Raw genomic sequence first — 14904 nt, forward strand, 5'->3', positions numbered from 1 at the left:
CGAAGCGACGCCGTCCGCGGGGTTGGGTCCGCTGGACATCACCCGCGTGATGGCGGCGCTGCCGCATCGCTATCCGATGCTGCTGGTCGATCGTGTCGAGGACTTGATCCCCGACCGATCGATCACGGCGATCAAGGCTGTGACGATCAACGAAGGCTTCTTCCAGGGCCATTTCCCCGGCCGGCCGATCATGCCGGGCGTGCTGATCGTCGAGGCGCTCGCGCAGGCCGCCGGCGTGCTGGCCGTCGAAAGCCTCGGCCTCGCCGGTTCCGGCAAGCTGGTCTATTTCATGGCGATCGACGAGGCGAAGTTCCGCGCGCCGGTCGAGCCCGGCGTGCTGTTGCGGCTGGAGGTCGAGTTCGTCCAGAAGCGTGCGACCGTGTGCAAGTTCGCCGGCCGCGCGCTGATCGGCGACAAGCTGGCAGCGCAGGCCAATTTCACCGCGATGATCGCCGATCCGCCGAAGGCCTGAAGGTTTCGCATGCTCCGGCGCAGGCCGGAGCCCAGAGCCACAGGCGTCGCGTTCGAAGGCCTGGGCTCCGGCCTGCGCCGGAGCACGGGTTTGACCGGCGTGCTTCGCTCTTCCCTTTTCGCGCCCATATCGTTATGGGCGCCGCTTCCCTCGGCTGGTCGGAAACCAGCCCGACCCAGAGGATCGCTCCATGAAGAAGAACATCCACCCCGATTATCACTCGATCAAGGTGCAGATGACGGACGGCACCGTGTTTGAGACGCGCTCCACCTGGGGTGCGGTCGGCGAGACGCTGCAGCTCGACATCGACCCGACCGTCCACCCGGCATGGACCGGCGGCCGCAGCCAGCTGCTCGATCAGGGCGGCCAGGTCGCGCGCTTCAACAAGCGCTTCGGCGGCCTCAGCCTCAGCAAGAAGTAAGGCGCGCGCGTCCGGGCCGGTTCGGCCCGGCGCAACGTGGCTTTACCTTACGATGTCGAGCGGGCAGGGGGCAGCCATGCCCCCGCTTCGCCGTATCTGCATCATCCTGTTCTGGCTGGCGGTGATCGTCGCTTATGTGGCGGCGATCCTGCCGCAGCGCGAAGCGCCGCATCTCGGCTATTCCGACAAGGTCGACCATATGGCGGCCTTCTTCACGATCACCGTGCTGGCGCGCCTCGGTTATCCCGAGCGGGCGGTGCCGCTGGTCTTCATCGCGATGGCTGCGTTCGGCGGCTTCATCGAGCTGAGCCAGGCGGTGCCGATCGTGCATCGCGACGCCGAATGGGCCGACTGGTTCGCCGACATGGCGGCATCGGTGGTGGGTCTGATCGTGGCATGGCCGCTACTCGCGCTTATCGAGCGCTGGTCAAAGCCCCAGCGCTTGTAACAGGCGCTCGCGCACGAGCGTCCAGCGATAGCCGCGGTGGCTCGGCAATGCCTCGACCGCGCGGCGCAGATCGGCGATCGCGCCCGCCCGATCGTGCAATTGCATCCGCAGCTCGGCCGCCCAGCGGTGGTAGCCGGCGACGCTCGCCGCCTGCCGCTGGATCTCGGCCGCCGCCGCCAGCGCCTCGCCGGTTTGTCCGGCCGCCGCGAGCGTCTTGCTGAGGCCCCACAGATAGGCCGGCAGCGGCGCCATCGCCACGACCGTCCGATGGATCGTGATCGCCCGATCGAGCTCGCCAGCTTCGCGCAGGCGCAGCGCGAGCTGGTTGAGCGCGACCGGGCTGTCGGGCCCCAGCTTGGCGGCGCGCTCTGCCAGTCCGATGGCGGTGCCCAGGCGGTGGGCAGGCTGGCGCCCGGCCAGCTCACCCAGCCATGTCGGTGATTCCTTGCGCCGACGATGCGCCTCGCCCGCCACCGCTGGAAGGTCGAGATTGCCGTCGAGCATGGCGTGCACCAGCGGTTTCAGCAGACCGAGATCGGACAGGAACGCCGCCGAATTATGGCCGCCATGCGGCACCCGCAGCCGTTCGATCGCGACGTCGCCGGCGATGCGATCGACGTGACAGCGATCCTCGTCCAACAGCGGATCGTAGGCAACCACGCTGGGCACCACGCCCGCGATCGGGCCGTCGAGTTCGGGGCGGAAGCGGATGCGGCGGGCTTCCTCCTTCCACCGGGTCTCGAAATCGACCTTGCGCCGATCGATCGAATATTGCGGCGACAGCGCCAGCACCCGGTCGGCCCCGGCCGCCGCCGCGAACCGCACCGCGCCATAGCCGCCCATGCTCGATCCGTAGGCGAGCAGCGGCGCATTGGCAGCGGCGCGCACCGCCGCCAGCGCCGCTGGCGTGTCGGGGCATTGGAACCAGTCGTTAGCGGCCGTCAGGACATGGATCGCGCCGATACCCTCGCTCGCGAAGAACGCCTCGCCGAACCCCAGTCTGTCCGTGCCCGGATCGTCATGATGGCTGTCGAACGTGACGACGCGCGCAGGCGCGTCGGGTGCGGCGACCCGCCGCACCTCGAGCGTCGCGGAACGGTAGAGAATTTCCGGTGTGACGGCGTGTCGCTCCTCAGCGCACGCCGTAGAGCGCCATCACGTCGCGCCGGAACGCCGCCTGGCTGTCCGAGCGCGAATAGAACATGTGGCCGCCCGGATAGACGTTCACCTTTACCCGCTGCACGCCGCCCATTTCGGGGATCTGCGCGACGATCAGCTTGCTCTGGAAATAGGGGCAGGAGAGGTCGTCATAGCCGTGGACGATCATCGCCTTCATCTTGGGATCGACCGCCAGCGCCTGGCGCAGGTCCGACGCGCTCTCGATCTGGGTGAACCAGTTCTTTTCCCAATGCTCGTTCACCGAGCCGTTGAGCGCCTCGTAATGCGCATCGACCTTCCAGCCGACCTGATTGGTGACGAAATCGACCATCGCCGAGGTGGTCGGCGCGAGGATGCCCTCGAGGATCGGATCGCCGGTGCGCTGGCGCGGCGACCAGGGGAAAGGATCGTAGGCGGTGACGTTGGAATCGTACCACGAGCCCAATTTGCCGGTGGTGCGATACAGCGCGCGCAGGAATTCGCGGCTCTCGATGCGGCCGCCCATTTGCTGCACGTCGCGCGGATCGAGGCCGGTATAGGTGGTGACGTTCTTGACCAGCCGCGCGGTCGCCTGCGTGTCGGCGCGGCCGCTCAGCAGATCGGTGACGAATTCGGTGCGGGCATAGGTCTCGACCGCGTTCATCGTCTCGGGATTGAGCGGCTTGCCCTGCCGCTCATAATTGGCGGCCGCCATCGACGGCAGCGTCGCGACCCAGCCCATCGGCGACAGATCCGGATCGCCCTCGGCGCGGCCGTCGAGCGCGGGCGACACCATCACCACGCCCGAGACGCCGACGCCCATATCGGTCTGCAGCGTGTGCGCGATCGCTGGCGCGCGATAGCCGCCATAGCTTTCGCCGACGACATATTTCGGCGACGTCATGCGCCCGTTCTTCTGCAGCCAGTCGTAGACGATGCGGCTGAGATACTGGATGTCGTGCTCGATCGTGAAGAAGGTCTTGTCGGTCTCATCCTGCTTGAGCAGCGATCGCGAGAAGCCGGTGCCGACCGGATCGATGAAGACCAGATCGGTGAAATCGAGCCACGTGCCGGGATTGTCGCGCAGCACGGCCGGATCGGACGGGGCATCGCCCGCCGCGCCGAACTGCACGCGCTTCGGCCCGATCGCGCCGAGGTTCAGATAGACCGACGCCGCGCCGGGGCCGCCGTTGAACGCGAAGGTGATCGGGCGGCTCGGATCGCGCGGCCCGTCGAGCGTGTAGGCGGTGAACACCACCTCGCCGGTCTTCTTGCCGTCGGCGTCGCGCACCGGCAGCGAGCCGACGGTGGCGGTGTAGGCGATCGTCTTGCCGGCGACGTGGGTCACCTGCTTGATGCTGCGGTCGACGGGGAAGGGGAGCAGGTTGGGCTTGTCGCCCATGTCGGCCTTGTCCGGGCCCTTGGCCGCGGGAGCCTCGCTCGCCGCCTTCTTGTCGTCGGGCTTGGGCGCCGACAGCGCTGGAGCGAAGGCGAGCGGCAGGATGGAGGCGAAGGCGAGCAGACGGCCCGAAAGGCGCATGGGGAGCGTTTCCTCAGATCTGGTTATGGCGGATTGGTAGCGCAGCGCGGGCCACGCGCAAAGTCAGTAGCGCGCGCCGGTGAAATACAGGCCGTCGGGCGGCGCGTTGAGGCCGAGCGCGGCGCGATCGCATGCGGCGAGCGCCCGCGCGACATCGGTTTCGCGCCACTGGCCCTGGCCGACCAGCGCGAGGCAGCCGACCATCGAGCGCACCTGATGATGGAGAAATGAGCGCGCCGCCGCGGCGATCAGTACCATCTCGTCCTCGCGCCGCACGTCGAGCCGGTCGAGCGTCTTGACCGGGCTGTCCGACTGGCAATGCGCCGAACGGAAGGTGGTGAAATCGTGCAGCCCCACCAGCAATTGCGCGGCGTGGTGCATCGCATCGGCATCCAGCGGGCGGGCGATCCGCCATGCCTGCCCGCGCGTCAGCGTCAGCGGCGCGCGGCGATTGACGATGCGATATTCGTAGCTGCGGCCGATGCACGAGAAGCGTGCATGCCAATCGTCCGCCACCGCCTCGCATGCGAGGATCGCGATGGGAGCGGGGCGAAGGCGCGCGTTCAGCGCCTCCATCAGCCGGAACGGCGCGATCGCGCTCGCGAGTTCGACATGCGCGGCCATCGCCAAGGCATGCACGCCCGCATCGGTGCGGCCGGCGGCGTGGACCGCGGCTTCCTCGCCGGTGATCGACTGGACCGCCTGCTCGATCGCCTGCTGCACCGACGGGCCGTGCGCCTGCCGCTGCCAGCCCATGAACGGACGTCCGTCAAATTCCACCGTCAGGCGGAATCGCGTCATGTCAGGCGCGTGCCGACCGCAATCGGGAAGCCGCGCAGCAGGTCCTGCGTCGCCATCGACGCGCGGCCGGCGCGCTGCACCTTGGTCGGGCGGATCGACGCCGCGCCGCAGCCGATCACCAGCCCGTCGGTCAGCACCTCGCCCGGCGCGCCGGCATGGTCGCACAGATCGGCGGCGAGCACGCGGATGCGCTCGCCCGCATGTTCGAACCATGCGCCCGGCACGGGAGCGAAGGCGCGCACCTGCCGTTCGACCTGCAGCGCGGGCGCGGTGAAATCGAGCCGCGCCTCGGCCTTGTCGATCTTGGCCGCATAAGTGACGCCGGCCTCGGGCTGTTCCTCGGGCGGATGCTCGCCCGGATCGGCGAGTACCTCCAGGATCAGGCGCGCGCCCAGCCCGGCCAGTTCGTGCGCCAGCATGCCGGCATCCTTCGCGCCGATCGGTGTGCGCGCGGTCGCCAGCATCGGCCCGGTGTCGAGCCCGGCCTCCATGCCCATGATCGTGACGCCGGTCTCGGCATCGCCGGCGAGGATCGCGCGCTGCACCGGCGCGGCGCCGCGCCAGCGCGGCAGCAAAGAGGCGTGGACGTTGAGGCAATCCCACACCGGCACGTCGAGGATCGCCTCGGGCAGGATCAGGCCGTAGGCGGCGACGATGGCGGCGTCGGGCTCCAGCGCCGCGAACGACGCCTGCTCGGCCTCACTCTTCAGCGAGACCGGCGAGCGCACCGGCAGACCGAGCGCCTCGGCGCGCTTCTGCACCGGCGAGGGGGTGGGCGCCTTGCCGCGCCCGGCCGGCCGAGGCGGCTGGGTGTAGACGGCGACGATGTCGTGCCCATCGGCCGCCAGCGCATCCAGCGTCGGCACCGCGAAGTCGGGGGTTCCCATGAAGACGATCCGCATGGCGCGCCTCTGTGGCGGCGCGCGGCGGAACGCAAGCGCCGCGTTGGAGCCATGGCGCCGCGGCGGCGTTCTGGCGCCGGCACAGGAGATATCGAATGCAGATCGGTTTTATCGGGCTCGGCGCGATGGGCAGCGCGATGGCGAAGAACCTCGCCGCCGCCGGGCATGAGGTGAAGGCGTGGAACCGCTCGGGCGGTGCGATCGATGGCGTGACGATGGTAAGCTCGCCGGCCGAGGCGTTTCAGGCGGATGCGGTGCTGACGATGCTGTCGGACGATGCCGCGATCCGCAGCGTCGTGCTGGATGCGGGCCTGCTCGCGCAGGCGCGGGCCGGCGTGGTGCACGTCGTCGCGTCGACCATCTCGGTCGCGTTCGCGCATGAACTGGTCGCCGCGCACAGGGATGCCGGGATCGGCTACGTCTCGGCGCCGGTGCTCGGCCGGCCCGACGTCGCCGCCAAGGGCGAGCTCAACATCCTCACCGGCGGCGCGCCGGACGCGGTCGCGCGCGTGGCGCCGATCTTCGCGGTGATCGGCGGACGGAGTTGGGATATGGGCGCCGAGCCGCCCACCGCCAACGCCGCCAAGATTGCGTGCAACATGATGCTGACGATGGCGATCGAGGCGATGGCCGAGGCGGTGGTGCTGACCGAGGCCAACGATCTGCCGCGCGACCGCTTCTTCGAGCTGATCCTCGGCACCTTGTTCGGCGGGCGTGCCTACCAGACCTATTCGGCTAACATCGCCGCCGGCAATTACGAGCCGGGCTTCAAGGCGACGCTCGGGCTGAAGGATCTGCGGCTCGCGCGCGAGGCGGCGGAGACGGCCGGCCGACAATTGCCGATGCTCGACGCGGTGCATGGCCGGATGCGCGAGACGGTCGAGGCAGGCAATGGCGACCGCGACTGGTCGGCGATGGCGGCCTACACGATCGAGCATTGAGCCTGGTCTCCCGCGCGCCTGCCGAATCGGTTATGGCGGGAGCGTGGGGGCGGGGGCGATTCTCAGGCGTTTCGGCGCATGTGCAGCGGCGGTGTCGCTCGGCCTGCTGCTGGGCGGGGCCGCGCGGCAGCCCCACATGTTCCATGACTGCCCCGACTGCCCGGAGATGGTGGTGATCCCGGCCGGGCATGTCGCGATGGGATCGCCGCCGGACGAGCCCGGCCACAAACCGGACGAGGAGCCGCAGACGAATGTCGCGGTGCGCAGCATCGCGGTCGGGCGCTTCGCGGTGACGCGCGCCCAATGGCGTGTTTTCGTCGAAGCGAGCAGCCATCCTGATGGGCTCGGTTGCGCCTATAGCGGCCTCGCCAATGGCGCGGAGGCATCGTGGCGCAAGCTCGGCTTTGCCCAGACCGACCACGATCCCGTGGTGTGCATCAGCTGGGCCGAGGCGCAGGATTATGTCCGCTGGCTGAGCGCGCGCACCGGCCGGCCCTATCGGCTGCTGACCGAAGCGGAGTGGGAATATGCCGCGCGCGCCGGAACGACCACCGCATTCCCGTGGGGCGCCGCGGCCAGCCACGACTTCGCCAATTACGGTGCGGACGAATGCTGCACGCCGGCGACCGCGGGGCGCGACCGCTGGCTCAATACCGCGCCGGTCGGCTCGTTTCCGCCCAACGGATTCGGACTGTCCGACATGATCGGCAACGTCTGGCAGTGGGTGCAGGATTGTTATGTCGACACGCTTGCGGGCCGGCCAGTGGACGCGGCGGCGGTCGATGCGCCCGATTGCCGGTTCCGCGTGGCGCGCGGCGGCACGTGGGGCGATCCGCCGGCGCTGATCCGTTCGGCCGCGCGCAATTACGCGCCGCCGCCGCGCAGGCCGATCGCGGATTATCGCAGCTCGGGCTTCGGATTGCGCGTGGCGAGCGACGTCATCGCCAGCCGCCCACCGCGTCAGGCGGCGCTGCGCTCGCGGTAATGGGCGAGAATGTGGGTGACGCCAGCATGGGAAAAGGCGCCGTTCAGTCCGTCAGCCGCTCCTTCGGCGGCCGGCGTGGCGCGCTCGACCATCCGTCGCTCGAACTTTGTAACGGCGGCCCATCCCGTGTTCGATGCGATCGCCTCGGCGAGATCGGCGGCGTCGGCCAGCGCGAGGTTCACGCCTTCGCCGCTGAACGGCGACATCAGATGCGCGGCGTCGCCGATCAAGGTGAGGCCACGGCGACTCGTCCAGCAATGCCCGATCGGCAGCGCGTGGAGCGGCCGAACCGCCAGCAGGTCGCCCTGCACGATCAGGTCGATGAGGTGCGGCGCCCAGCCGGCAAATGCCGCTAGCGCGGTTGCACGCACCTGCTCCCGCGTCGCGGCCGCGAGCGCGCGGGCTGCCGGCTCGGGCATCCGCCAGCCGGCATAGCCGCGGATATGGCCATGGCCGTTGCGCTGGCCGATCAGCACGCGATTGTCGCCCACCGCCATCATCTTGCCGCCGCCGACGAGCGCATCGACCGACGCATGGCGACGCACATCGAGGCCCAGTTCGATGAGCGCGACCCCTTCATAGCCCGGCGTCGCGGCCGAGAGCAGCGGGCGTACGCGCGACCATGCGCCATCCGCGCCGACGACGACGTCGAATCGCGCCGATGCGCCGTCGACCATGACGTCGTGGCGATCGTCGCCGGCATGGATGATAGCGGTGACCCGGCTGTTCCAGCGCACGGTGCCGGGCGCCAGCGACTCGAGCAGGATGCGCCGCAGCGCCGTGCGGTCGATCTCCGGCCGGTCGTCGCCCGCGCCGCTGCGGTCGAACAGCAATGTGCCGTCGGGATCGTAGAGGCGGTCGCCCTGATCCTCGGGTCGCGCCTCTGCAAGGAAGGCGGCGTCGAGCCCCGCACGCCGCATCGCGCGCTGGCCGGTGTCGGGGTGAAGGTCGAGCGAACCGCCCTGCGGTCGCTCGTCGGCATACGTGTCGCGCTCGAACACCGTGCAAGCGATATCGTGCAGCGCGAGCAGGCGTGCCAGCATCAGCCCGCCCGGACCGCCGCCGATGATCGCGATGCGTGGAGTCGTTGCCATCACCATAACCTCCATTTACATAGGAGCCTATACAAAAACATAGGACGCTATGCAATGCGGCGCGACGACTGGAACCCGTTCGGGACGCCCGGCCATTATATCAGCCGGATCGCGCGCGGACTGGCGCGGGTGGGCGATACGCGCCTGCGCCCGCTCGGCTTTGCGACCGCTCAGTTGCCCGTGGTGACCGCGCTCAAGGATGGGGCCAGGCGCTCGCAGACCGAGCTTGCACGTTGGGCGCGGGTCGAGCAGCCGACGATGGCGCAATTGCTCGCGCGGATGGAGCGCGACGGCCTTGTCCGACGCGAGCCCGATCCGGCCGACGGTCGCAGCAGCCTGGTCTCGCTGACCGAGACCGCGCTGGCAAAATTACCGGAAGGTCGCGCGATCCTGCAGCAGGGCAATCGCGATGCGACGCGTGGGCTGACGGAGGCGGAGGTCGCGACGTTGATCGCGCTGCTGCAGCGCGTGCTGGAGAATGTCGAGGCGATGGACGGCTAGAGCGTCACGCCGCCTCGTCGCGGGCGACCCACAGCAGCGTCTGTGCGGCGACCGCGACCTGGGTGCGGTTGCGGACGTTGAGCTTGCGCATCAGCGCGGTCATGTGCGCCTTGACGGTCTTTTCGGCGATGCCGAGGCGGAAGGCGATCTGCTTGTTGAGCAGGCCCGAATGGACCCCCTCCATCACCTTCAGCTGCGTCGGCGTCAGGTTGGCGAGCATGGACGGCGCCACGCTCCGGTGGCCGGCCATTCCCGGATTTCCGATGCTTTGCGCTTGCTGTTCCATGCAGCCTCTCCCCGTGTGAGATGCGCCGGCCTTGCGCCGTGCCGCATCGTGTCTGCCGATCGATAGTCGAAATCGGTTGGACAGATTTCAGGCTATGCCGCCCGTCCTACAGCGTCAACAAAAGATTTTTGCTGCGAACGGTTGCTGGCTGTCATACAGGTTGGTGAAAGCCGCGCGAACGCGGCGCGATCAAAAGGGGGGAGTGCGATGACGGCTGTGCACCTGCACCGGGGCAGCGACCAATGACGCCCGCCGATATCAAACTCATTCTCGCCGCCCTGATCGGCATCGGCCTGTCGATCGTCCTGATCGTGCGCGGACGGCTGCATCCCTTCGTCTCGCTTTTGTGTGGCGCCTTCGTGGTGGGCCTGCTGGCCGGGCTGCCGATGGCGGAGACGGCGCAGGCGGTGCAGAAGGGCGCAGGCGACGTGCTCGGCGGCACCGGCCTCGTCGTCGCGCTCGGCCTGTCGCTCGGCGCCATGCTGCAGCTTTCGGGCGGCGCGGCGTCGCTCGCCGCCGCCGGGTTGCGGCTCAGCGGACCCAAGGGTGCACCATGGGCGAGCATGGCGGTGGCCTTGCTGGTCGGCCTGCCGCTCTTCTTCGAGACCGGGCTCGTCCTGTTGCTCCCGATCGTCGCGGCGGCAGCGACCGGTATCCGCGATCGTAGCCCGACCGAGGCGCGGCTGCGGCTGATGCTGCCGGCGCTGGCGGGCCTGTCGGTGGTGCATGCGCTGGTGCCGCCGCATCCCGGGCCGCTGCTGGCGGTCGATGCGCTGCACGCCAATCTCGGCCTCACCATCGTCTATGGCGTGATCATCGGCATCCCGACCGCGATCATCGCGGGCCCGATCTTCGCCATGTTCGCCTCGCGCTGGGTAAAGGTGTCGACGCCGGTGATCGACATGGACCGGCCGCTCGTCACGGCGCCGTCGAATGCGCGCACGCTGGCGGCGATCCTGCTGCCGGTCGTGCTGATCGCCGCGGGGCAGATCCATGCCGTCCTGCCCCCGTCGATCGCACCCAGGATCGCGTTCCTCGGCATTGCCAGCAACCCGATCCTGGCGCTGCTGATCGCCAACCTCGCCGCGCTGCCGCTGCTGTTTGGGTGGCGGATGCGCGAGGCGGACGTGCAAGGGCCGATCTGGCTGGAAGCGATGAAGGCAGCCGGCGCGATCATCCTCGCGATCGGTGCGGGCGGCTCGCTCAAGCAGGTGCTTGTGACGGCCGGACTTGCCGAATTCCTCGCGCGGGTGGCGTCGGAAGGCCATGTCCCGGCGGTCCTGATGGCGTGGTTGATCGCGGTATGCGTACGGCTCGCGACCGGCTCGGCCACCGTCGCCACGATCACCACCGCCGGCATCATGCCGGCGGTCGTCGCCGCGACCGGGGCACGCCCCGAACTGGTCGTGCTGGCGACCGGCGCCGGCTCGCTGTTCTTCAGCCACGTCAACGATCCCGGCTTCTGGCTGGTGCGAAGCTATCTCGGCACGTCGACGCCCGACACGTTCCGCACATGGTCGATCCTCGAGACGATCGTGGCGGTGGTTGGGCTGCTGTTCGTGCTGCTCGCCAGCGCGATCCTGTGACCGGCCTCATTCGCGAGGGCCGGCTCGCAGACCGCGCCTATACCGGCATCGTCGAGATCATCGACGTCGAGGATCTGCAGAGCGGCGACCGCCTGCCGTCCGAATCGGCGCTGGCGGAGATGTTCGGCATGTCGCGCACGGTGGTGCGCGAGGCGCTGGTACGGCTGGCTGCCGACGGCATCACCGAGGCGCGACGCGGCGCCGGATCGTTCGTCAAGCGCCGGCCGTCGGCGCGGCTCGGCTCGCACATGCCGATGGCCGATCTGTCGGCGACGCTGGGCAGCTACGAGGTGCGCTTCGTGCTGGAGGCGGAGGCAGCACGGCTGGCCGCGCAGCGTCGCTCGCTCGCGCAGATGGACGCGATCGAGGCGGCGTTGACCGACTTGCGCACCGCGCTCGTGTCGAGCGACCCGGCGCATGGCGAGGATATGGCGCTCCATCGCGAGATCGTGCTCGCCACCGCCAATCCGGTATTCCTGTCGAGCTTCGACCATATGCACGAGGAAATCGATCGTATCATGCGCGCCGGCGTCGACATTTCGCGCTCGCGGCCGCCGTCGGCGATCGCGGCGATGATCGAGGAGCATGAAATGCTGGTCGAGGCGATTCGCGTGCAGGATGCCGACGGCGCCGCTTTGGCGATGCGCTGGCACCTGTCGCAGGGCCGCAAACGGCTGATGCCATAACCAAGAGAACAAGCGGAGAGGCTTCGATGAAATTGCGCCACAGGATGATGATCGGCACCGCGGTCGCGGCGACGCTGGCGGGGACCGGCATGGCCGCGCCGAACCGGCCGATGATGCCGTTGAACCTGCTGTCCGCTCCGCTTGACGATCCGCGCGCGGTGACGGTGCAGGCGCCTGCCGATGGCCGCACCGATGCCACCGCCGCGATCCAGCAGGCGCTCGATGCGGCGGCGGCGAAGGGTGAGGGGATCGTGTTCCTGCCCGCCGGCCGCTATCGCATTTCGCGCTCGCTCCACCTGTGGCCGGGCGTGCGGCTGTTCGGCGCGGGCGCAACCCGGCCGGTACTGGTGCTGGCCGACAACACGCCGGGCTTCCAGCAGGGCGTGGCGACGATGGTGGTGTTCGTCGGCAGCGGCCGCGCGACCGATCCCGACGCGCATCGCCCCGGTCGCCGCGTGCCATTCCCGCCGCGTGACAACGTGCCGTTCGATCCGGCCATCGCCGACGCCAATCCGGGCACCTTCTATTCGGGCATGGCGAACGTCGACATCGAGATCGGCGCGGGCAATGCGGCAGCGGTCGGCGTGCGCTTCCATGCTGCGCAGCATGCCTATCTGCACCACATGGACTTCCACGTCGGATCGGGTTTGGCCGGCATCTATCAGGTCGCCAACGAAGCCGAGGATCTGCACTTCCACGGCGGCCGCTACGGCATCCTGACCGAGAAGCCGTCGCCGGCGTGGCAGTTCACGTTGATCGATTCCAGTTTCGACGGCCAGCGCGAGGCGGCGATCCGCGAGCATGAGGCGAGCCTGACGCTCGTCAATGTCGGCTTCCGCGACGTGCCCGTTGGTATCGATATCGACCAGGGCTATGGCGACTGGCTATGGGGCAAGGACGTTCGCTTCGAGAATGTCGCGCGCGCCGGCGTGGTCATCTCGAACGAGGACAATGCCTATACCCAGATCGGCTTCGAAAATGCGCTGGCGACCGGCATGCCGACCTTCGCCCGCTTCCGCGACAGCGGCAAGACGATCGCCGGTGCCGGCCCGAGCTATCGGGTCAAAGATTTCAGTTACGGCCTGACGCTGCCCGGCCTCGGTGCGCCGGGCACCTATCAGACCAACATCGACGCTGCCGGCATCGCCGCCATGCCGGCGCCGGCCGCACGCGCGATCCGGCCGTTGCCGCCGTCGCGCGAGTGGGTCAGCGTGCGCACGCTCGGCGCGAAGGGCGATAACACCGCCGACGACACTGCCGCGCTCCAGCACGCGATCGACACGCACCGCGTGCTCTATTTCCCGGCGGGCCGTTACGTCGTCACCGACACGCTGAAGCTGCGGCCGGATAGCGTGCTGATCGGCTTGCACCCCGACATGACGCAGATCGTGCTGCCCGACGGCACGCCCGCTTTCCAGGGCATCGGCGCGCCGCGCGCATTGATCGCGACCGCGAAGGGCGGCGCGGCGATCGTGTCCGGCCTCGGCCTGTTCACCGGCGGCATCAACCCGCGCGCGACCGCTTTACTGTGGAAGGCCGGCGCGGAGTCGCTGCTGGAGGATGTGAAGTTCCAGGGCGGCCACGGCACCGCGCTCGCCGACGGCACGCGCTTCGACCCCTATAACGACACGCACAGCGCCGATCAGGACCAGCGCAAGCGCTGGAGCGGGCAATATCCCAGCCTGTGGGTGACCGATGGCGGCGGTGGCACCTTCAGCAATCTGTGGACGCCGGACACCTATGCGCAGACGGGCTTCCGCGTTTCCGACACGACCACGCCCGGCCATGTCTACGAAGTGTCGAGCGAGCATCACGTCGTCACCGAATTCGGGCTGGAGCGCATCGCCAACTGGGAATTCCTCAGCCCCCAGACCGAGGAGGAGAGCGGCGAGAGCCAGGACACCGTCTCGTTCGACATTCGCGACGCGAAGAATCTGCTGATCGCCAATCTCCACGCCTATCGCGTCACCCGCACGGTCAAGCCGGCGCTGACCGCGGTGCGGCTGCAGGGCGACAATCAGATTCGCTTCCGCAACGTCCACGTGAATGCCGAAAGCGGGCTCGCCACCTGCGACGAAAACGGCTGCGCCACCGAGCTGCGCGCAAGCAAATTCCCGTTCGAGAATGCCATCCTCGACGTGACGAAACAGGCGGAGGTGCGCGAGCGCGAGTTCGCCGTGCTCGATTTGCCCGGCGCGACGCCGCCGGCCGCGCCCGACGCGCGCGTGCGCAAGCTGGCGGACGGCTTCTATTCGGCATCGGGCGGCGCGGTCGACGCAAAGGGCAAGCTCTACTTCGTCGATCATCGCTTCCAGCGCATCCACGGCTGGAGCGAGGCGGAAGGCCTGACGGTCGAGCGCGACGACCCGCTCGATCCGGTCAATCTCGCGATCGACCGCTCGGGCGACATCATCGTGCTGTCGTCCTATGGCCGCGAAGGCACGGTCTACAGCTTCAAGCCGGGCACGTCCGCCGAGAAACTGACCGTGATCGCGCCGACGCCGGTCGCGGCGCACAGCAGCGCGCGCACGTTGCTGCCCGGCAATTTATGGAACAATGGCGAATTCCGCGACCAGCTCGATTTCGCGACCTACCGCTTCACGACGCTCGCCGAGATGTTCGCGCGCGACATGGGGCAGGCGAAGACGCGCGAATATGTCTCGCCCGACGGCAGTCTCGTGCTGCCGGCGTTCCGCGCCTTCGAGCAAGGCCCGTCGGATCATCTCGGCTGGCGCTTCTCCGACAGCCTGTCGAGCTACGGCTTCGTCTCGGCCAAGCCGGGCGAGCGGGTGTTCCTCAGCAACGGATCGGAGAACAAGACCTATTCGGGGCTGGTGGGCGCGGGCGGGGCCGTGACCGATCTCAAGCCGTTCGCCAATCGCGGCGGGGAAAGCGTCGCGGTCGGGTCGGACGGGCGCGTCTACGTCGCGAACGGACAGGTGTTCGTCTACGCGCCCGATGGCAGCCAAGTCGACCGCATCGACGTGCCGGAGCGGCCGCTGCAACTGCTGTTCGGCGGGACGGACGGCAGGATGCTCTACATCCTGACCCACCACGCGCTCTACGCCGCGCGGCTCTAGCTGCCGTGCTCCTGCGGAAGCAGG

Annotated in this window: 15 protein-coding genes; 9 read left to right on the top strand and 6 right to left on the bottom strand. The window is 68.8% G+C overall.

Annotated features, from left to right (window positions below; translation table 11 throughout):
* The first annotated feature begins 49 nt into the window (after nt 1–49).
* From fabZ to K8P63_RS03980, 3 genes are all read left to right on the top strand, one after another.
* Entirely contained in the window at nt 50–472 is a 423-nt protein-coding gene (gene fabZ, locus K8P63_RS03970; RefSeq protein WP_263282710.1) for a 3-hydroxyacyl-ACP dehydratase FabZ, read from the top strand.
* Nucleotides 473–662: 190 nt separating this feature from the next.
* Nucleotides 663–893, top strand: coding sequence for a 50S ribosomal protein L31 (gene rpmE, locus K8P63_RS03975; RefSeq protein ID WP_223798575.1), 231 nt, complete (start codon nt 663–665; stop codon nt 891–893).
* 76 nt (nt 894–969) lie between these two features.
* Nucleotides 970–1341: a VanZ family protein gene (locus K8P63_RS03980; RefSeq protein ID WP_223798576.1), complete on the top strand. Its 372-nt coding sequence runs from the start codon at nt 970–972 to the stop codon at nt 1339–1341.
* Here the strand turns inward: K8P63_RS03980 and K8P63_RS03985 are convergent.
* The 4 genes from K8P63_RS03985 to fmt all read right to left on the bottom strand — a co-directional run bounded on the left by K8P63_RS03985 (nt 1321) and on the right by fmt (nt 5721).
* The gene (locus tag K8P63_RS03985; RefSeq protein WP_223798577.1) at nt 1321–2421 is read right to left on the bottom strand and encodes a tetratricopeptide repeat protein; all 1101 of its coding nucleotides are present in this window, start codon (nt 2419–2421) and stop codon (nt 1321–1323) included. The two genes, K8P63_RS03980 and K8P63_RS03985, sit on opposite strands and share 21 nt — an antisense overlap.
* A gap of 52 nt (nt 2422–2473) precedes the next feature.
* Nucleotides 2474–4018: a S10 family peptidase gene (locus K8P63_RS03990; RefSeq protein ID WP_223798578.1), complete on the bottom strand. Its 1545-nt coding sequence runs from the start codon at nt 4016–4018 to the stop codon at nt 2474–2476.
* Between the two features lie 63 nt (nt 4019–4081).
* Nucleotides 4082–4819 carry a tRNA pseudouridine(38-40) synthase TruA gene (truA, locus tag K8P63_RS03995; RefSeq protein WP_223798579.1) on the bottom strand — a complete coding sequence of 246 codons (738 nt, stop codon included), beginning with the start codon at nt 4817–4819 and terminating at the stop codon, nt 4082–4084.
* A complete protein-coding gene (fmt, locus tag K8P63_RS04000) occupies nt 4816–5721 on the bottom strand; it encodes a methionyl-tRNA formyltransferase (RefSeq protein ID WP_223798580.1) in 906 nt (301 codons plus the stop codon). The genes truA and fmt overlap by 4 nt, the downstream gene beginning before the upstream one ends.
* 11 nt (nt 5722–5732) lie before the next feature.
* On the opposite strand from fmt, the gene K8P63_RS04005 reads away from it, so the two are divergent.
* Together K8P63_RS04005 and K8P63_RS04010 are read left to right on the top strand one after the other, a co-directional pair.
* Nucleotides 5733–6662, top strand: coding sequence for an NAD(P)-dependent oxidoreductase (locus K8P63_RS04005; RefSeq protein ID WP_223798581.1), 930 nt, complete (start codon nt 5733–5735; stop codon nt 6660–6662).
* 43 nt (nt 6663–6705) lie between these two features.
* Complete coding sequence (locus tag K8P63_RS04010) at nt 6706–7647, top strand: formylglycine-generating enzyme family protein (RefSeq protein ID WP_223798582.1); 942 nt, start codon at nt 6706–6708, stop codon at nt 7645–7647.
* Here K8P63_RS04010 and K8P63_RS04015 read toward each other — a convergent pair.
* Nucleotides 7623–8741 (bottom strand): FAD-dependent oxidoreductase, encoded by a 1119-nt coding sequence (locus K8P63_RS04015; RefSeq protein ID WP_223798583.1) that lies wholly within the window; start codon nt 8739–8741, stop codon nt 7623–7625. The genes K8P63_RS04010 and K8P63_RS04015 overlap by 25 nt on opposite strands.
* 54 nt (nt 8742–8795) lie before the next feature.
* On the opposite strand from K8P63_RS04015, the gene K8P63_RS04020 reads away from it, so the two are divergent.
* Nucleotides 8796–9242, top strand: a complete 447-nt coding sequence (locus tag K8P63_RS04020) for a MarR family winged helix-turn-helix transcriptional regulator (protein WP_223798584.1) — start codon at nt 8796–8798, stop codon at nt 9240–9242.
* Between the two features lie 4 nt (nt 9243–9246).
* On the opposite strand, the gene K8P63_RS04025 is transcribed toward K8P63_RS04020, so the two are convergent.
* Complete coding sequence (locus K8P63_RS04025) at nt 9247–9492, bottom strand: response regulator transcription factor (RefSeq protein ID WP_223799715.1); 246 nt, start codon at nt 9490–9492, stop codon at nt 9247–9249.
* A 278-nt stretch (nt 9493–9770) separates the two neighbouring features.
* Here K8P63_RS04025 and K8P63_RS04030 point away from each other — a divergent pair, with 278 nt between their 5' ends.
* The 3 genes from K8P63_RS04030 to K8P63_RS04040 all read left to right on the top strand — a co-directional run bounded on the left by K8P63_RS04030 (nt 9771) and on the right by K8P63_RS04040 (nt 14880).
* Nucleotides 9771–11114: a GntT/GntP/DsdX family permease gene (locus K8P63_RS04030; RefSeq protein WP_223798585.1), complete on the top strand. Its 1344-nt coding sequence runs from the start codon at nt 9771–9773 to the stop codon at nt 11112–11114.
* A gap of 8 nt (nt 11115–11122) precedes the next feature.
* Nucleotides 11123–11800, top strand: a complete 678-nt coding sequence (locus tag K8P63_RS04035) for a FadR/GntR family transcriptional regulator (RefSeq protein WP_223799716.1) — start codon at nt 11123–11125, stop codon at nt 11798–11800.
* Between the two features lie 89 nt (nt 11801–11889).
* Nucleotides 11890–14880 (top strand): glycosyl hydrolase family 28-related protein, encoded by a 2991-nt coding sequence (locus K8P63_RS04040; RefSeq protein ID WP_223799717.1) that lies wholly within the window; start codon nt 11890–11892, stop codon nt 14878–14880.
* Nucleotides 14881–14904: the final 24 nt, after the last annotated feature.

Origin of the sequence: Sphingomonas nostoxanthinifaciens (genome assembly GCF_019930585.1) — a bacterium.
Lineage (GTDB): Bacteria > Pseudomonadota > Alphaproteobacteria > Sphingomonadales > Sphingomonadaceae > Sphingomonas_I > Sphingomonas_I nostoxanthinifaciens.